Genomic DNA, 17,044 nt, shown 5'->3' with positions numbered 1-17,044 from the left:
TAAAAAAGCCCACCCTAGCCTTCTGGTGGAGGTATTGGGTTAGAAACCTGGTTTCTGCGTGTGGGGGGCGATCGCCTACAACGGGACTACCCGTGTTTGAGCTTCTGTGCAAGACTTGGGTTTCACTACGATTTCCACATCCTGACCCAATGTATTTAAAAACCGAAATAACCGGGTTGCAGAAAAACCGGATAGCTTTCCATTAACTAATGCTGACACTTTAGGCTGATCGATCTCTAGCAATGTTGCCACTTCAGCTTGAGTCATATTTTGGCCAGCGATAATACTACTAATTCTGTGCGCTAATTCTGCCTTAACCAGTAATTCCTCAGAGTTTTCTAACTCTAAATCTGCAAATACATTGCTACTTCCGGTTTGCACTTCGATGGGTTGATTCATGGTTTTCCTACTTAGTTCGTGTAATTCTCTGAATAATGTTCTTTAGCGCGTTTAAGCCCTCAAGAGAACTGCCAATCCACTCAACTGGTTTTAGGTGTTGACTCATTCCTCAAGCCCTTGACGAATAGCGTCTTCTAAGTCGTCAAGCGTTTTCGGAATTCCTTCGTATTTGAGACATCCTGCGACTTCATTCAACGTCGTTTCTGGAAAACTCTTTAGTTTTTGTTGCTGTATTGTTCTCAGGTGGCGATCGCTATGAATTGGCTTAAACTGATGATCGGGCTGAAGTTTAGGAAGTTGAGCGATAATCCAAGCTTCAGGAGTTAAGCCTTGTTTTTCTACAACTTCTAGCAGGGAGTGGTAAGTTTTCTCCGATAAAGTAATTGTATAATTTGATATAATTGTACTCAATTCGCTCGATCCTATCTTAACCCCTAGCTTCTGATTCGTCATAGGGTCTAGAAACCTGGTTTCTGCGTGCGGGTGGCGATCGCTGCTTCCCTCACAAACCTGGTTTCTCTGCACGTCATATGATTACGTCCATTGTTCAACCTGAAGATTGGGTACGCGGCTAAATTCGCGCACATTATTCGTGGCGATCGCCACATTTAAACTCAAAGCATGGCTGGCAATCAACAGATCATTGTTGCCAATCATCAAGCCGGTTCTTTTAAGTTCAGTCCTTACTCGTCCATAACAAACTCCTGCTGCTTCATCAAATGGGACAATTTCCAGAGGCAGTAGAAAACGTTCTAATCGGTCAATATTTTCTTGGGCACGGCCACTATTTTCAACCCCAAAGCGCAACTCAGCATAAGTAATGGCTGATATGCCCACTTCTCCAATAGAATAGGCTCGTAACCGTTCCAAGAGTTTTGGGTCTCTACGGTTAATGGTATAAATACAAATATCTGTATCGAGCAAAATTTTCATTTCATTGGCTCTCGTTCCATCGGCAACGAGCGATCGCGCTCAATCTGAAGATCCTCCGGGAACTCCTGAAGAGCATCAAACATCACCTGCCAAGGGTCTTCCGGCTGTGGCTTAGGAAGTTGAGCCACTATCCAAGCTTCAGGAGTTAAGCCTTGTTTTTCGACAACTTCTAGGAGGGAGTGGTAAGTTTTCTCAGATAAAGTAATCGTATAGTTTGACATAATTATACTCAATTCGCTCGATCCTATCTTAACCCCCTAGCTTCTGAGTCGTCATAGGATTTAGAAACCGGGTTTCTCCCTGGGGATGCTGCCTCCTATCGAGGTTGAGCCACAAACCCGGTTTCTCTGCGCGGGTGGCGATCGCTTGAGGGGGATGCTGCCTCCTATCGAGGTCAAACCAGAAACCCGGTTTCTTTGCACGGGTGGCGATCGCCACCCAATGACTAGAGATTTTACGCAATTTTCCGGGGTTAAACTGGAATCAGGCGGTAAAAAGTTTAGCAGCAGAATTTTTAGCCCGTAGCAATTTACTCATTAGGGCAAATTAGCGACTCTTCAAGCAAACCCCACTGGTTGATAGGGCTGTCTCTCTCCTCTCCCTCTCCCCACTCTCCCATTTCCTTGTACGATAGAAGATCGCCCAATAAAAATTTGAGGACAAAACCCCATGGATGACAGCTTAATGTTAATGATTCCCGGCCCTACTCCAGTGCCCGATCCAGTGCTGTTAGCGATGGCTAAACCCATTATTGGTCATCGCAGTGGCGACTTTAGCTTGATTATGAAAGAGGTGACCGAAAACCTCAAGTGGTTACACCAAACCCAGAATGATGTGCTAATCGTCGCGGGTAGCGGAACCTCAGCCATGGAAGCCGGTATTATTAACTTCTTGAGTGCAGGCGATCGCGTTCTGGTCGGAGATAATGGTAAATTTGGCGAACGTTGGGCAAAAGTCGCCAAAGCCTACAACCTAGATGTAGAGGTCATTAGCGCTGAATGGGGACAACCACTCGATCCGGAAGCCTTCCGGGAAAAACTCGAAGCAGATACCCAAAAGCAAATTAAAGCGGTAATTATCACCCATTCTGAAACCTCGACAGGGGTACTCAATGACTTAGAAACCATTAACCGCTATGTGAAAACCCATGGAGAAGCCCTAATCATGGTGGATGCAGTCACCAGTTTAGGCGCAATTAGCGTCCCTATTGATGAATGGGGGTTAGATGTGGTGGCATCCGGTTCCCAGAAAGGGTATATGATTCCTCCCGGTTTAGGATTTGTCTCCGTCAGTTCTAAAGCTTGGGATGCTTATCAGAGTGCCACTTTACCCAAATTCTATTTAGATTTGGGCATGTATCGCAAATCGGCGGCTAAAAATAGTAATCCTTTTACCCCCCCTGTCAATCTATTTTATGGTTTACAAGTAGCTTTGCAGATGCTCAAAGAGGAGGGATTAGAGAATATTTTTAGTCGTCATCAACGCTCGAAATCTGCCATTCGTGCAGCCGTAAAAGCCTTGAATCTGCCCACATTTGCCCCCGATGAAGCGGCAAGTCCCGCAGTCACCGCAGTTGCACCGGATCGGGTAGATACAGAACAAATCCGTTCAACTATGCGGAAACAGTTTAATATTGCTTTAGCGGGTGGACAAGACCATTTGAAGGGTAAAATTTTCCGTATCGGTCATTTAGGATTTGTGGGCGATCGCGATATTCTCACCTGTATTTCTGCCCTAGAAAGTAGTTTGCAAATCTTAGGAGATACCGGTTTCACTCCTGGTGCAGGGGTAACCGCAGCCTGCAAAGTTTTAAGCTAAAGCATGGCAGAGGGTTCAGTAGGGGCGAACGGCCGTTCGCCCCTACAATCAAGTCATATGGTTCAAAAACATTAATTCGGAGCTAACTCCGTATTCAGTTCATTCACCGCTCTGGGAACACGGGGTTGAGTATTTTCTCTGGGAGGAAAATCAAATAAATCCCGTAAAGCATCATCAACTCTTTCAAAGGGGACATTACCCGTCGCTTCAAAGACGACTTGACCTTGGGGATTGAAGAGGACAGTTTGGGGAACTTTGCCTTTATAGTAGTAGGCAGCTTTAGTGGTATCTTTACTCGAATCAAAGATAATTTGATCCACACTCAGGGGCACAAAATCTACAATACGACCATAATAGGCCTGAAGCTGGGAGACGACTGACGCATACTGCTTGCAATCTCGGCTATCATCAAGATAGAACACCAATAAGGTTGCCTGGTCTCGTTTTAGGGAATCTTCAAACTCAACTCTGGGGGGAACAAGGGAACCGTTGCCCCCGTACAGAGCAAAAATATTACCATCAAAGGTATCTTGGTTCATTCCGGCGATCGCCTGTGGTGTCCCTAAACCCAAGAACCAAGTAATACACAGTACCATCAGCAACAAACATCCACTCACGAACGTCTGTTTCCATCGCTCAATCTGATTCAATAGCATTTTATTACGGATTCCCAACACACTCAATGGATAAGGAACTATAGGATTACACAAAGGCTACCATACTTTCGGTCAATTCTCCGAGCCAATTTCTGAGTTACCATTCTCATGGTTTACCCTTTTCCTGTTAATGTATTTGTATTTTCTATGCTAATTATGACTCGCGATCGTATTCAAAAACTTGGCTTGTCTTTAAGACCCATTCGCCAAAATTTATTAAGATTTGACCAAGATCGGGGGATTTTACGCTTTTGGTATCAAGGGGATGAACCTTATTTTGATGTCTTTTTTGACCTTCAGCATCAAGAACTGATTTGGTTTCAGTTTACCTTAAGGGGAAAGTGCTTAACTTGGCATAAAGATCAAGGAATAGAAACGGGGTTTACGGAAGAGGGAAATATCAACCCAGAACGTTATCCTGCGAGTAAATTGATCAAACCTGAATCACAGCTAGACCATTCATTTATTGATTTAGCTCACGAGATTTTACTGACTCGATCGACAGAACATCCCTTTAATTTGGCTTTGCAAATTTTTCAAGATGATAATTATTAATTGAGGCAAGCATTTCTGAAACCAAACAAAATTAGAATCTGCCATGAATCAACAAGCCCAAATACCAGACCCCCAGACGAGGAGGTAGACCTTAATGACCGATCATCCTATAATTATTGTAGGGAGTGTAATTCTAGTAGGTTAATATCGGTCAGCAAAAATATGTTTTTTTAGGTGGAATTGCGGAGAAAAATTACCTATGAATTTAGAGCAAGCAGTTTTAGATAAGTTGCGGACATTGCCCCCAGATAAGCAACAAGAAGTTTTAGATTTTGCTGAGTTTCTTCAACAAAAAATTCTTCCTAAAAAACCGATAAAAAGTGTTAAAGGGATGTGGGATAATTTAGATATCAATATTACGGAAGAAGATATCGCCCAAGCTAGAAAGGAAATGTGGGGAAATTTTCCGAGAGAGGATTTTTAATGACAGCCGTTGTAGCTGACACTCATACAATTATCTGGTATTTGCGCGATCATACTCGATTATCGCCAGCAGCAATGAATGCTTTGGATACTGTATCTACAGGAGGCGATCTGATTTATGTGTCCGCAATTTCTGTGGTAGAAGTAGGCTATCTAGTGGAAAGATATCGATTGCCAGAAGAAGCATTTGGGCAACTAATTAATGCTCTATCCGATTCGGGAACTGGATTAGAAATAGCTCCTCTAAATTTAATAACAGCACAAACTCTGCGTCAGATTCCTCGCAATTTAGTGCCAGATATGCCTGATAGGATTATTGCCGCTACTGCGTTATGTTTGAATCTTCCCTTAGTCACCCGCGACGCGCAAATTCAAGCTTTAACTAATATTCAGACAATTTGGTGATTATAAAACTCTCAAAATGTTGTACATTCTCTATTCTAACTTGTAACTAGGCCAGTGCAAAGCGCTATATTAACTATTTGGAACGATCGCCATTGCCACTTAAGCGACTGTCTGACCAAGAATTACCAATTCCTTGCAGCACTCCCCGTGCAACTAGACCGATTCCTCTGCCAATAATATGGGTTAAAACATAGATTAAAACTTGACCGACTGAACCCACTAAGGCTTGCAATCGGGGAGCGATCGCATCTCGACCTTCAAGGACTAATGTTACCCCTAAAGACCAACCTTTTAGTCGATCTAATTCTTCACGTCTGGGGGCATAAATGGAGACTTTTTGAATCCCTCGCCCCTCTAAAACCAGTAAGGAATATTGGCTTTCAAAAATATCCTTGGGTTCCCCTAACCACTGTTGTTGTCGAGATCTCCAGGATAAATCATTACGAAAACGCTCAATTTTACGACTGGTAATTAGTTGCTGATCGTAAAAGATTTGTTTAACGGCTATAACATCGGCAAAATGATTTAACAGAGGATTAACTACGGCATTTCCGAGCTGAATGATTAAGTTTTGGGTTAACATTTCGGCTCGCTTTTGGGCTTCTGGAGTTCCGGCTGCATATAAGCGGTTATCAATCATTAAGGGTAGTTCATAGACCAGATAATTAATTAACTCTAGGAATAGGGGAATCTTCTCTAAATATTCTGCCTGAATACGGTCTATATCTTGTAATAAAATGGGGACAATTTCCACTTCTTGCCCTTTGACCATAATCCGTGAATATTTTCCGAAAAATTGAGCGATCGCCCCTGACCACAAATCTTGCAGTAAATCTACTTTTTTGCTGACTAATTGAGCATCTTTAATCTGGGAAAATTGCAAATCTTGCAGGAGAACTTCAATTTCTTCTAAAATCACTTGCAAGAGTTCTTGCCGTTTTTCGGCTTTTAAGATATCTAGTTCTAGGGGAGTGTGGGTTAAATTGTTGAGTTGAAATTGTAAATGAGCTGCCGTAGTTTCGAGAACCTGTTGACGGGGGGAAATGGGGATTAAAGATTCATGGGTATCTAAATCTAAGATGGGGTTCTGAGAAGGAACTAGGGATGGATTGGCAGGGGGATAATTTTCTCTAAGGTTCTGAAATTCTACGCTTTTTAAGCGGGGGGCTAACAACCACTGAATACACCATCGGGCGGTTGATAGCTCTCGCAGTCGTCCGCGAATTATCGCTTGTTCGAGTACGGATAAATTCGGTTGCTTAAGTTGTCTTTTTAACTTAGACTCGACTTCCGAGATGGTTTTGAGTCCCCAAAGATACCAGCGATGTTTAACGGTTGTCCACCAGGAAGAGCGATCGCCCTCAAATTCGCCCTCTGATAAGGAAGAATCCACCCTCACCTGATAGGATTCTCCCATGGCCACTTGTTTAAGGGTCGCCACCAATTGGCTCCGATCGGCCGTTTTGGGACAATAACCGTCTATACCCACCTCTTGAGCGGCTTGCCAACTGACTGATCCAGGATCGGTTAACAACACTAACCGATATTGGGGATACCAACGTTTAAGATTTTGACAAAACCTCAGTAGAGCATCTTGGGTTAATGCGGATGCTAGGGCAGAATCGATGACAATGATGCGGACTCCGGGGCGATCGCTAACGGATAACCGTTGAGCCTGCAAATAATTTAGGGCAGCGCTGGGGGTTTCCAGTTCAGCGATCGCCTGAATCTCAGGATACGATCCCAAAGCAGCCTGAAGTCCCAGGCGGAAAATCCGACTGGGAACAATTAGCACTAGGGAAATAGAAGAGGGTTGAGAATTGATCATAGCAAAATTGATGAAGAAACTCAGGGGAGGTTTACCCGTTCAGGGCAAAACCAACACTTTACTCAACCCCTCCTTAGAACTGCGGCTCTGGACTGTAATCTAAAGGTTCAGGTGCAGCTTCATAAACCGGCTCTGGTTCCTGATAAGCTGGCTCTGGCTCTTGATAAACCGGCTCCTGATAAACCGGCTCCTGATAAACCGGCTCTTGATAAACCGGCTCTTGATAAACCGGCTCTTGATAAACCGGCTCTTGATAAACCGGCTCTTGATAAACCGGCTCTTGATATACGGGTTCCGGTTCTCGATAAACCGGTGCAGGAGGAGTGTATAACGCATCCAGTTTAGCCTGCCAACGGGCGATCGCATCTTGAGCCTCATAATAGAGCGGTCTACCCCAACCTACACGAGACGCTGTGCGAATGGCTTCATTGTAACGGCCCAAAGACGCTAAATATTCAGCATCCTTGAGATTGAACTCATCCTCAGCCGTTTGAATTTCCACCTCCCACTTATAAATAATATCTTGGGCTTGACCATACAAAGCGCGATCGGAAGTAATTTTTTCCGCCATTTCAATGGCTTCCCACAAATCTCCAGCCTTCGCCAACGATTTCGCCCGCTCCAGAATCGGCCCATCCTCAATAATCTCAATCCGCTTATTCCACTCAGCGATTAAGGTTTGAGCCTCCAACCGTAGGGGATGGCCCCGCTCAATCTCGGCTGCTAAGGTTCTCGCTTTTTCAAAATCATCCAAGGTTTCCCCAGAGGCCACCTGACGAGCCATAGCCAAAATGGGGCGAGCTTCTAGGCGTTCAACTTCTTTGCGCCAATGGGCAACTTTCGTCTGAGCTTGAATGCGCCGAGGGCGGTCAACAGAGACCATCTGGGCAAAATTTTCTGCCTGTTTGAGCGCCATTGGTTGCCCAATGCTGGCAATCAGATTAGCAAATTGAATTTGCACCTCATCTTGCACTTCCTGTTGCCAATCCTTAATTTTGGCTTGAGCTTCTTCATAGAGGGGGCGATCGGGTTTAATGCGAGCCGCTTGGGTTTGGGCAACTAAAAAGGCTCCTAAATTATCCTGTTGAACCGTATTAATGGCCTCTCCGAGACGGACAAAATCTTGAGCCTCTGCATAGCGAGGGGAATAGGTCGGAATTTTCTGGGCAATGGCGATCGCCCCTTCCAGATCCTCTTCTTCTAACCGCTCTTCTGCCTTAGCCAGAAGCTCACGACTCCAAGTCGCAATTTCCTCATTCGCCGTTTTCCGAGTCAAACTATCAGCCGGAATCTTATTCACCCGCTCCATAGCTTCGAGCAAATCCGCCACTGTGCCATAACTGGCATAACTGCGGGCATCCTGCAACTGTTTGAGGTGTTGTTTTTCCGAGGCAATTAACTGGGACACCTCTAAAAATCGTTCTTGACTCCAGAAGGGGTCATCCAGTTTACCCAAAAGAGCCACCTGTTGATAGGCCAGAGTCCAATTTTGACTTTCTATTGCCTTGAGCGCCTTCTCATAGATATCTTGACCCGTTGCCCAGTCCGCTTGCCATAATTCAATTTTGGTCTGAGCCTCAGAATATAAGGGGCTAGTCTCAGGGACTTTACCAGCCATCTCGATCGCCTTTTCCAGATTCCCCGCCTGCATTTCCCGACGGGCAAACTCTAAAATAGCTTTTGACCAATTGGCCATCAACCTCTGACTTTCGGCATAGAGGGAATGGCTAGAATCCCATTGATCCACAAAAGCGATCGCCGATTCTAGATCCTCCAACTGACCCGAAAGGGCTTGCTGTTCCACACAATAGAGTTGTTCGCCATCAGCCGCTAAGGGGGACAACTCTTGACAATTGGGGGTGGGAGGAACACGAGTTAACAGCCAAGTAGCAACAAACCCAGCACTACCAAAAATAACGATAATCATCAACCACAACAGGGATAAGCCCATGGCATTGAGGGTCGTATTTTGGCTTGATGGACTCGATGGAGTCTCTTGGGGGGGGTTAATGGCAGTTGGGACTTCTTTCATAGACTTTGGGAGAAATGGGGTAATGGATGTACGGGATTAAAGATCGAGATGTAATTCAAGTTATTAAACTGTGTTTCAATCGTTTAGAAAAGAGGTAAATCCTAACCCAGAGCTGGAAATCCGGATCGAGTTAAGGGATATGGCCGGTATTAGAGTTATAGCCCCGTTATAAACTAACCGGAAGCTCTAGAATCTCTGGCCTTGTTCTAAAGTTTAACCGTTGTTTAGTGTAATGGGTTTTAGTCCGTAAAACCTATCTTACTCCTCTATCCTTAACTTACCCTTGTGGCCTCTAGGCTTAGTTCTGTATAGTTTGAGGCATAAAGAAAGCGATGTGGCAGTGCCCCTATCGAGACAGGTTATCTTAACCCTTATCCTCTTCCCCTATTCAGGGGGTTTTGGGGCAATTCAGGCAGCCTCACCTAGATGTCACCCCTATCTTCCGATTGTTAACTTGGGAATGATAAAGGTTAATGAATGCTCTTGTCCCTTACTCTCTCCCCAATTAGCCCTCAGACTATTTGCGATCCGGAACCTGTAGAATGAACTTTAAGATTTATGATTGGCTTCAAACGTCTAATATTGGTCTTGGCTCTTCCCAGCCAAGTCGTTCCCTGGTCAATTCTAGTTCCATACCCGATCGAGTAAGGGACTCTTCTTATCCTGCGCCTATTAACCTCCATGATTTGAGCCAAGCTGATTTAGCGGGTGTAGCGTTTCGATTGGTGCAAAGTCTACATCAGCAACAATTAACCAGTTTCCACACCAATATTCTGGCGGAATTTCTGGAAAGACCCCTTTCTATTGGGCGATCGCATCTTCGTCCCTTAAGTCAACTCACTGGGGCGATGATCCAGGTCGAAAGTCAGTATAAACCCATGCCCCGCAACCATAGCACCTGGTTAGCCTTAGAAATTGCCTATCTCGATGGCTTAGAGAATCTCTTAATTCAAGAAGAAACCCTTTGTAAACCCTGGTTAAATCGCAGTTGGATTACCCAATTTACCGCTTCTCCCTCAACCGAACAGGGCAATACCCCTTGGGTTTCCCAACTGGAAATCATTCACCGGAAACGACTAACCGATTTAGAGACAGAAAAAATTCTTTCTAATTTAGCCCATGCTCCCATTATTGGCCAAATTCATCAAGCCATCCAAGCTTGGTTCGTCGCTAATGGTGCAGAAGAGCGGGAAAGCCAATTATTAGTGCAACGGCTACATCAAGGCTTATTTGGACAATTGCTGAAAACCGTTGCCCAATATCATATTTATTTACCTCAACTGCAAAAATTTGTTCGCATTGGTGATTCGAGTCAGGGATTTTATGGGGTCGGATCGGGAGATTATGAACTCTTAGAACCCGCCTCACCAGGGGCACGAGCGATTATTGATTTACCCAGGGAATTTTATCGAGCAGATTTGCAAATCAATCTGGCGACTCCTTGTTTTGAAGAATCTTTTGCTTGGTCTAAATTGTATATCATTCCTAAAGGATTACTGGCCAATAGCGTAGCGTCGGAAAAAAGTATGTCCTTGCTCGATTGGGCCAATCAACAACTTGCCGATACCTATAGTTTAGCTTTAATTGAAGGGCCATCGGGTTTAGGAAAAACCCGCTTTTGTCAATGGTGGGCGGCAGAAATCGCCCAAACTCTTTATCCTGAATGGATGCCTATTGTCATTTCTCTGGGTTCAATCCGGTTAGGAAACTCTTTAGAAGAAACCCTCGATTCAGCATTTAAAAGAGCTGAATTCACCCGCAATGATGGCTGGTTAAAACCGGGATTACCCCCTTGTTTATTAATTTTAGATAGTTTGGATTCCATGCCCTATGCTTGTGTGGGAGACGATCCTTATCAGAAGTTACTCGAACAAATTGCCCAATTTCAACAACAACATCGCGACCCTAGGGGATGGCCTCGTCATAAAATTGTTTTGACCAGTCGTTCTGATTTTCGCTCTCGTCTAGCTTTAGAACAAAAAATTCAAAATCCGGGAAGTCAGAAACCAGAAGCAGATGTGGGATTACTCAATGGAGTCTTGAAAACAAGATTTCCATTAAAAATATCGAGGTTCAAGCTTGAGTCAATGGATTTGGACGCGGTGCAAGAATGGTTTAAAAATTGGTCAAAATTACAAAGTCGAGAAATTGCTAAATCCTATTTTGATTTTCTCAAGCAAGCGGGATTATTTAGTAGTAAGACAACGGCTAAGGAATTAGCGGCTATGGTACGGCAACCGTTAATGCTGTATTTATTAGGTGTTTTGCACCGGGATGGCTTTTTTGAGCAAGATTTAATTGAAATTCCCTTTCCAGGGGTAAAATTAGAACTCTACGATCGCCTGATGACCTGGCTGTTCGGCGAGATTACCTCTGGACGCTTGCGGGGTAGACAAACGCAAAAACTGATTCGCATCGGTTTGGGCCATGCGGGCAGATCCCAGGAGACTATCTCCCGCTTCCTGAAAGGGCGCTCTCCCTTAAATTTGCGTATCTTGTGCCAAAATGCTGCCCTTACTTTACTCCAAAGTGGACAACAGAGCCTTAGCAGTGCCCACCTGAGAGCCAAGCTGAATATACCCGAATCTGAACCCTTAGATTTACCCTCATTTTTATTTCAGGCAACGGCAAAACCCGATCGGCAAACCATTCAATATCAATTTACCCATCGTAGCTTCGGTGAATACTTAGCAACGGAGGCGATCGCCAAACAACTGCAACCCCTGCTCGATCCCAGTCAAGAAATTGACCTGCAAACGATCGCCCAAATCCTCTATCCTCTGCTGGGATTTGGTCTGCTGCCTTACAACAGCGAAGATATGCTTCTAGAGCGACTGCAACGGGATCAAAAAAACTATCCCCATTCCTTCAATTTAACGATCCTATGCGATCGCCTGGATCGGTTCTGGGCTAGTTACTGCCAAGGCCAATGGATCGATACCCCCATTCCTAAACAAGCTTACGAGCGCTTCCAATCCCTGGGCAATCCCATCAACCTGCTGCAAGTCGATGCTGTCCTCGGAATCAACCTTCTGCTGTTGCTGACCGTCCTAGCCCGCGCCACCTCCACCCCCTTCTACCCCTGTGGCATTCCCGATCATCTCATCCCCTCTGAAGCTTCTACCGCCCTCGATCTCAATTGGCAAATGGATCTCAAACCCCTCGGCCGTTGGCTTCCTTACAACCCCAATCAACTGATCGCCTTAGCCGGCCGAGCATCTATCCTTGCCCCCCTCACCTTTTGGCAACGTCTGGGGCGAGACTTCCATCACCTGGAACTTCCCTGGGTCAACTTACAACATGCCATCTTACCGAAAAGCCATCTGCAAAAGACAAACCTCCAAGGGGCTAACCTCAGTGGCGCAACCCTCAGTGGGGCCCAACTTCAAGAGATCAACCTATCGGGGGCTGATTTGTCTGGTGCTGACTTATCGAATGCTAACCTCTCCGGGGCTAATCTCAGTTTGGCGAATCTCACCGGAGCTAAATTACAAGGTGCAAGTTTAAACTCAGCTAACTTTAGTAATGCCTGTCTTTACCAAGCGCTGATCGATCCCGAACACCAAAATTTCATCCAATCTCAAGGGGTTTTTTCGACTTGGGAACAGTATTGTGCCTATCAAGAAGCGAGTTGGACGGAAAATGCTAGTGAGTCTAATCGCGCTCAATCTGCCCCCGATGCTGACTTCTTTCCTCTGATTGAAATTGCTGAAGATGAAACGGTTGCTTTTGAACCGGGGACTCATTTCAATCGATTAGACCAATCCACGATTGATGATATGGAGATGTCGGAATCGGGTAATGATATGCTGACGGCTGCCTATATGCCCGATCAAATGCCGGATGATGATGGAGATCCCTATGAGGAGGAGGAGGAGAGTGAGACGGTTCTCTATACTTCACCTCCTGGGGAAGATGCAGATGGAGAAGAGGAGGGAAGTGAAACGGTGATTTATCAACCGCCGGGTGAGGGCTAGGATGGTGTTGCTGGTTTCCTATTTTCTAAAGGGGCGATCGCTCTTTTCCCAGCCTCGAATTTCGGCTAGGGTATAGAGGGGACGGCCTTTGACTTGTTCGTAGATACGGCCGATATATTCGCCTAGAATGCCGATGCTGACAAGTTGTACGGCTCCGAGAAAGAAGATGGCGATCAGGATAGTGGCAAACCCGGTGAGGGGGGCAGTGGGGGCGATAATGCGCCAATAGAGGACGAGTAGAGCCATGAAAAGGGCGATCGCCGCAGCCCCTAAACCGAGATAAGTCGAGAGACGCAGGGGCACTTTGGAGAAGGAGACTAGACCGTTAATGGCCAGAGAGAGGGACTTAGTAAAGGTATATTTCACTTCACCGGAAAACCGGGGGCTGCGCTCGTATAAAATAGCTGTTTGCTGGAAGCCAACCCAAGCTCGCAAACCTCGAATGTAGCGATCGCGCTCTGGCATCTGATTTAATAGATCCACCACACACCGATCCATCAAACAAAAATCCCCCGTATCCGTCGGAATCTCCACATCCGCCAAATATCTCAGCATCCGATAAAATAAATAAGCCATCCATCGTTTGCGCCTTTTTTCCTGATGTCGGCGCGTTCTTTGGGCATAAACCACCTGATACCCTTCTCTCCATTTTTGCACCATTTCCGGAATTAACTCCGGCGGATCTTGCAAATCTGCATCCAAGACAACTACCGCTTCACCTCGCGCATAATTCAATCCCGCAGTCACCGCAATTTGATGACCAAAATTCCGTGCTAAACTCAGATAGCAAACCCGCTTATCTCTCTGATACAGTTCCCGCAATAGACGTAAGGAAGCATCTGTACTCCCATCATTAACTAAAATCAATTCTGTTTCTCCCTCTAACTTTTCCATCACTGAATAGAGACGGTTATAGAGTTCAGAAATAGTGTTTTCTTCATTATAGATCGGAACAATGAAGGAATAAACAGGCTTGACAAATGGTTCCATCTTTGTTTATGATGCATTTTCTCCGATGCAGTATAGAATGTAAATTCGGGGCATGATTAAATCTGATTTTATTAAACCATGGTTGTGGCACTTCATTTGTTTCGCACTTCTAGTCATTACTGTTTGCAGTGGCACAATTCTTTATGTGTCGAGCGAGCAATATTTTCACTTCTGGGATTTTGCCGCTTATCAAATGTGGGCCCAAGAAAGTTTTACCGCATTTAGTCAATCTGGGTCAATGGGTTGGCAGGAATTACAAAGCTCATTTTCCCAGTCCTATAATAAGCTGTATACATTACCCTTAATTCCCGGATTTTGGCTATTTGGAGAAACTCGGCTAGGGTATATCCTGAGTTTGGCGATCGCCTATTTAATCCCCTTCACCTTAGCCATGGGCGCGATCGCTACTCAACTTATCCGTATTTATCCGCCCCTCGTTTTCTGGTCAACGGTATTTTTTACTCTCTGTATTCCCGCAACTTGGTTACCCACATTAAGAGGGTATCCAGATACTGGAGCTGCTGTATTTATTGCTCTAGCACTTTGGATTTACTTAAAAAATACACGCTTAAAATACTGGTGGCAAATTCCCTTAATTGGGATTTTATTAACCTTAGCTTTTGTATGGCGCAGGCATTTTGCCTATTCAGGAATTGCCCTCATTTTAACCTTCATCATTCAAGGCATACTTACTTATCTTAAAGAAAAGAATTCCCAGTCCCCTAAAGCCATCAATAATCTGATTGAATATCAAATTAAAATTGCCTTAATTGGCATAACCAGTTTTTTCACGTTAGTGCTTATTGCACGACCCTATTTACTGCTAGCACTCCAAAGAAATCACACGACCCTTTATCAATCCTACGTTAGACCCTATGACGAACTGTTGTACCAATATCTTCATTTTTATGGACTCAGTTTACTTGCTTTAAGTATCCTGGGCTTGGTCATAGCTTGGGGGAAGTTATCGCGCCAACCTTATCGTATCGTATTGATTTTTTATGCTATCTGTGCCATAGAATGGATGGGTATTCTCCGCTATGGGGGTCTTCACCATACCCTGCATTTAACCCCCTTAGTCATTTTAGGTTTAATTTCCTTAGTTTGGGTCATCATCAGAGCCACCAGTATACCCATCAAAACTAGTTTGTTTTGGGTAATTATTGGTTATTTAATCCTCAACTTAACCCTATCATTTACTCCCCTAGGACAACCCTTTAGCCGCCCTCCTCGGAACATCCTATTTTCTTTTTATTCACCTCCTCCCTACCGATCGGATTACCCTGAATTATTGCGACTGGTGCAAGCTTTACGTCGTCTTGCACCGAATCAAGAACCTTTGTATCTTGTTGGCTCATCTTCGAGTTTCAATTACTCCTTAATTGTCTCAGCAGAACAAGAATTATATGGTCAAGATCGCTCTAAACTCTATATCCGGCAAACCCCAATTGTAGATTCTCGCGACTGGTATCCTCTAGAACAGTTTTTACAGGCAAAATATGTAATTATTGCGAAACCGTTTCAACATCATCTTACCCTTGAAGAAACTGATGTGGAGAAAGTCATTTATGATATTTTTGATCAAAATTGGCAAATAGCAGAAGACTTTGAGCAATTGCCCTTAGAATTTGAACTGGAAAATAACACTAAACTGGTTATTTATCAACGACTACAAAATACCTCGGCAGAAATTGCATGGAAAACTTTTATACAAATGCAAGAAGTTATAGGCGATCGCCCCGGAAATCAACCGCCATGGGTTATCTTAAATCCTAACTTTGAAACTGTCATTTTACCCCAATCCGATACCTATACCCTAGCCACCTCTTTTAATGAGCAAAATTATGATCAAATTTTAGATATGCTCTGGATTAATCCTCTCCCTGCTCCCTTCATCTTAACTGGAAAGCCTGTATTTTCGAGTAACGTTTGTCCAGAGTTTAACTTACGCTTGTCTTGGATTAATCCACAAGGTGAATCAAAAATCCTCACCGAAACTAGCTTGCATTTTGAGGATACATCGGTGTTTGAACTGCCCTTACAGCAATCTTCAGAAGGCTATCTCAATCTCAGCTTAAGGGTAACTGATCCGCAGGACTTTACCACGACTTGTCATCTAAGAATCGATCAACTAAACTTAGAATAGATCTCCTAAAACCTGAGCCAATTATGTCAGAAGAAACCTTAAAAAAAGAACGAGAATTTCACGATCAATGGGCAGCCACCATTGATATTGACCAAATTCAGGTAGCTGATTATTTTGAAGCTTGCACAGCGCCGGAAAATCGGTTTATTTTAAATCATTTGGGAGAGGTGAAAGGCAAAACCCTATTAGATGTGGGCTGTGGAGCAGGAGAAAATAGCGTTTATTTTGCCCAAAAAGGCGCTCGTTGTGTAGCTTCTGATTATTCTCCGGGGATGGTGGAGGTGGCGTTAAAATTAGCGGCAAAAAATGGGGTAAACATTGAAGGTCATGTGGGCAATGCCATGGCGTTTGATTTTCCCGACGATAGTTTTGATATTATTTATGTAGCCAATCTTTTGCATCATCTTCCCGATGTACAAGGGGCGCTCAAAGAATGTCATCGGGTGGTGAAACCAGGGGGAAAGGTCTGTTTTTGGGAACCGTTAAAGCATAATCCAGTGATTAATGTTTATCGACAGATGGCGACTGAGGTACGCACGGAAGATGAGCATCCTTTGGATATTAATATCGTGCCGTTTGTAGAGTCTTTATTTTCTCAGACTCAATGGGATACATTTTGGATTGCTACCTTGTGGATTTTCCTACGCTTTTATCTGATTGAACGGGTGAACCCCAATGAAGAGCGCTATTGGAAAAAGATTATCTTAGAAAAGGAGCGATTGGAACCGGAATATAAGCGACTGGAACAGATAGATGGGTGGCTGAAACAGATTCCGGGAATGAGGCGCATGGCGTGGAATTTGGCAGTGGTGGCGACAAAATAGGAAAAGGGAAAAATCTACTCGAATTTCATATCAAGTCCGGTTTCCGCAAGCGGACTTG

At 44.4% G+C, this 17,044-nt stretch carries 15 protein-coding genes and 1 pseudogene; 7 read left to right on the top strand and 9 right to left on the bottom strand.

What is annotated here, in order from left to right; translation table 11 throughout:
- Positions 1 to 75: 75 nt before the first annotated feature.
- From PMG71_RS01075 to PMG71_RS01055, 5 genes and pseudogenes are all read right to left on the bottom strand, one after another.
- Positions 76 to 399 (bottom strand): helix-turn-helix domain-containing protein, encoded by a 324-nt coding sequence (locus tag PMG71_RS01075; RefSeq protein WP_283751783.1) that lies wholly within the window; start codon positions 397 to 399, stop codon positions 76 to 78.
- Positions 400 to 501: 102 nt separating this feature from the next.
- Positions 502 to 609 (bottom strand): annotated as a pseudogene (locus PMG71_RS24065) (AbrB/MazE/SpoVT family DNA-binding domain-containing protein); the annotation flags it as partial.
- 324 nt (positions 610 to 933) lie between these two features.
- Positions 934 to 1,332, bottom strand: a complete 399-nt coding sequence (vapC, locus tag PMG71_RS01065; protein ID WP_283751781.1) for a type II toxin-antitoxin system tRNA(fMet)-specific endonuclease VapC — start codon at positions 1,330 to 1,332, stop codon at positions 934 to 936.
- The gene (locus PMG71_RS01060; protein WP_283751780.1) at positions 1,329 to 1,553 is read right to left on the bottom strand and encodes an AbrB/MazE/SpoVT family DNA-binding domain-containing protein; all 225 of its coding nucleotides are present in this window, start codon (positions 1,551 to 1,553) and stop codon (positions 1,329 to 1,331) included. Before PMG71_RS01060 ends, vapC begins: the two co-directional genes overlap by 4 nt.
- A 28-nt stretch (positions 1,554 to 1,581) precedes the next feature.
- Entirely contained in the window at positions 1,582 to 1,794 is a 213-nt protein-coding gene (locus PMG71_RS01055) for a hypothetical protein (protein WP_283751779.1), read from the bottom strand.
- A gap of 207 nt (positions 1,795 to 2,001) precedes the next feature.
- Between PMG71_RS01055 and PMG71_RS01050 the strand changes: the two genes are divergently transcribed.
- Positions 2,002 to 3,150: a pyridoxal-phosphate-dependent aminotransferase family protein gene (locus PMG71_RS01050; protein ID WP_283751778.1), complete on the top strand. Its 1,149-nt coding sequence runs from the start codon at positions 2,002 to 2,004 to the stop codon at positions 3,148 to 3,150.
- 71 nt (positions 3,151 to 3,221) lie between these two features.
- Here the strand turns inward: PMG71_RS01050 and PMG71_RS01045 are convergent, their stop codons facing one another.
- The gene (locus tag PMG71_RS01045) at positions 3,222 to 3,806 is read right to left on the bottom strand and encodes a thylakoid membrane photosystem I accumulation factor (RefSeq protein WP_283751777.1); all 585 of its coding nucleotides are present in this window, start codon (positions 3,804 to 3,806) and stop codon (positions 3,222 to 3,224) included.
- Between the two features lie 147 nt (positions 3,807 to 3,953).
- On the opposite strand from PMG71_RS01045, the gene PMG71_RS01040 reads away from it, so the two are divergent.
- The 3 genes from PMG71_RS01040 to PMG71_RS01030 all read left to right on the top strand — a co-directional run bounded on the left by PMG71_RS01040 (position 3,954) and on the right by PMG71_RS01030 (position 5,189).
- Complete coding sequence (locus PMG71_RS01040) at positions 3,954 to 4,361, top strand: hypothetical protein (protein ID WP_283751776.1); 408 nt, start codon at positions 3,954 to 3,956, stop codon at positions 4,359 to 4,361.
- 199 nt (positions 4,362 to 4,560) lie between these two features.
- Entirely contained in the window at positions 4,561 to 4,785 is a 225-nt protein-coding gene (locus PMG71_RS01035) for a DUF2281 domain-containing protein (protein ID WP_283751775.1), read from the top strand.
- Positions 4,785 to 5,189, top strand: coding sequence for a type II toxin-antitoxin system VapC family toxin (locus PMG71_RS01030; RefSeq protein WP_283751774.1), 405 nt, complete (start codon positions 4,785 to 4,787; stop codon positions 5,187 to 5,189). Before PMG71_RS01035 ends, PMG71_RS01030 begins: the two co-directional genes overlap by 1 nt.
- Before the next feature lie 73 nt (positions 5,190 to 5,262).
- Here the strand turns inward: PMG71_RS01030 and PMG71_RS01025 are convergent, their stop codons facing one another.
- Entirely contained in the window at positions 5,263 to 7,017 is a 1,755-nt protein-coding gene (locus tag PMG71_RS01025) for a DUF3685 domain-containing protein (RefSeq protein WP_283751773.1), read from the bottom strand.
- 73 nt (positions 7,018 to 7,090) lie between these two features.
- Positions 7,091 to 9,049 carry a hypothetical protein gene (locus PMG71_RS01020; RefSeq protein ID WP_283751772.1) on the bottom strand — a complete coding sequence of 653 codons (1,959 nt, stop codon included), beginning with the start codon at positions 9,047 to 9,049 and terminating at the stop codon, positions 7,091 to 7,093.
- A 542-nt stretch (positions 9,050 to 9,591) separates the two neighbouring features.
- On the opposite strand from PMG71_RS01020, the gene PMG71_RS01015 reads away from it, so the two are divergent.
- Positions 9,592 to 13,026 carry a pentapeptide repeat-containing protein gene (locus PMG71_RS01015; protein WP_283751771.1) on the top strand — a complete coding sequence of 1,145 codons (3,435 nt, stop codon included), beginning with the start codon at positions 9,592 to 9,594 and terminating at the stop codon, positions 13,024 to 13,026.
- An 18-nt stretch (positions 13,027 to 13,044) separates the two neighbouring features.
- Here the strand turns inward: PMG71_RS01015 and PMG71_RS01010 are convergent, their stop codons facing one another.
- Positions 13,045 to 14,016 carry a glycosyltransferase family 2 protein gene (locus PMG71_RS01010; protein ID WP_283751770.1) on the bottom strand — a complete coding sequence of 324 codons (972 nt, stop codon included), beginning with the start codon at positions 14,014 to 14,016 and terminating at the stop codon, positions 13,045 to 13,047.
- A 52-nt stretch (positions 14,017 to 14,068) separates the two neighbouring features.
- Between PMG71_RS01010 and PMG71_RS01005 the strand changes: the two genes are divergently transcribed.
- Positions 14,069 to 16,162, top strand: a complete 2,094-nt coding sequence (locus tag PMG71_RS01005) for a hypothetical protein (RefSeq protein ID WP_283751769.1) — start codon at positions 14,069 to 14,071, stop codon at positions 16,160 to 16,162.
- 23 nt (positions 16,163 to 16,185) lie between these two features.
- Positions 16,186 to 16,986 carry a class I SAM-dependent methyltransferase gene (locus PMG71_RS01000; RefSeq protein WP_283751768.1) on the top strand — a complete coding sequence of 267 codons (801 nt, stop codon included), beginning with the start codon at positions 16,186 to 16,188 and terminating at the stop codon, positions 16,984 to 16,986.
- Positions 16,987 to 17,044: the final 58 nt, after the last annotated feature.

Source organism: Roseofilum acuticapitatum BLCC-M154, from assembly GCF_030068475.1.
Taxonomy (GTDB): Bacteria; Cyanobacteriota; Cyanobacteriia; order Cyanobacteriales; family Desertifilaceae; genus Roseofilum; species Roseofilum acuticapitatum.
The sequence above is the reverse complement of the archived record's forward strand: the minus strand, read 5'-3'. Positions and strand labels throughout refer to the sequence as shown.

Excerpts from the sequence above, each read along its gene's own strand:
- PMG71_RS01045 (WP_283751777.1), bottom strand. The coding sequence starts at position 3,806 with ATGCTATTGAATCAGATTGAGCGATGGAAACAGACGTTCGTGAGTGGA.
- PMG71_RS01035 (WP_283751775.1), top strand. The coding sequence starts at position 4,561 with ATGAATTTAGAGCAAGCAGTTTTAGATAAGTTGCGGACATTGCCCCCA.
- PMG71_RS01000 (WP_283751768.1), top strand. The coding sequence starts at position 16,186 with ATGTCAGAAGAAACCTTAAAAAAAGAACGAGAATTTCACGATCAATGG.
- vapC (WP_283751781.1), bottom strand. The coding sequence starts at position 1,332 with ATGAAAATTTTGCTCGATACAGATATTTGTATTTATACCATTAACCGT.
- PMG71_RS01025 (WP_283751773.1), bottom strand. The coding sequence starts at position 7,017 with ATGATCAATTCTCAACCCTCTTCTATTTCCCTAGTGCTAATTGTTCCC.
- PMG71_RS01005 (WP_283751769.1), top strand. The coding sequence starts at position 14,069 with ATGATTAAATCTGATTTTATTAAACCATGGTTGTGGCACTTCATTTGT.
- PMG71_RS01040 (WP_283751776.1), top strand. The coding sequence starts at position 3,954 with ATGCTAATTATGACTCGCGATCGTATTCAAAAACTTGGCTTGTCTTTA.
- PMG71_RS01020 (WP_283751772.1), bottom strand. The coding sequence starts at position 9,049 with ATGAAAGAAGTCCCAACTGCCATTAACCCCCCCCAAGAGACTCCATCG.
- PMG71_RS01050 (WP_283751778.1), top strand. The coding sequence starts at position 2,002 with ATGGATGACAGCTTAATGTTAATGATTCCCGGCCCTACTCCAGTGCCC.
- PMG71_RS01075 (WP_283751783.1), bottom strand. The coding sequence starts at position 399 with ATGAATCAACCCATCGAAGTGCAAACCGGAAGTAGCAATGTATTTGCA.
- PMG71_RS01010 (WP_283751770.1), bottom strand. The coding sequence starts at position 14,016 with ATGGAACCATTTGTCAAGCCTGTTTATTCCTTCATTGTTCCGATCTAT.
- PMG71_RS01030 (WP_283751774.1), top strand. The coding sequence starts at position 4,785 with ATGACAGCCGTTGTAGCTGACACTCATACAATTATCTGGTATTTGCGC.
- PMG71_RS01060 (WP_283751780.1), bottom strand. The coding sequence starts at position 1,553 with ATGTCAAACTATACGATTACTTTATCTGAGAAAACTTACCACTCCCTC.
- PMG71_RS01015 (WP_283751771.1), top strand. The coding sequence starts at position 9,592 with ATGAACTTTAAGATTTATGATTGGCTTCAAACGTCTAATATTGGTCTT.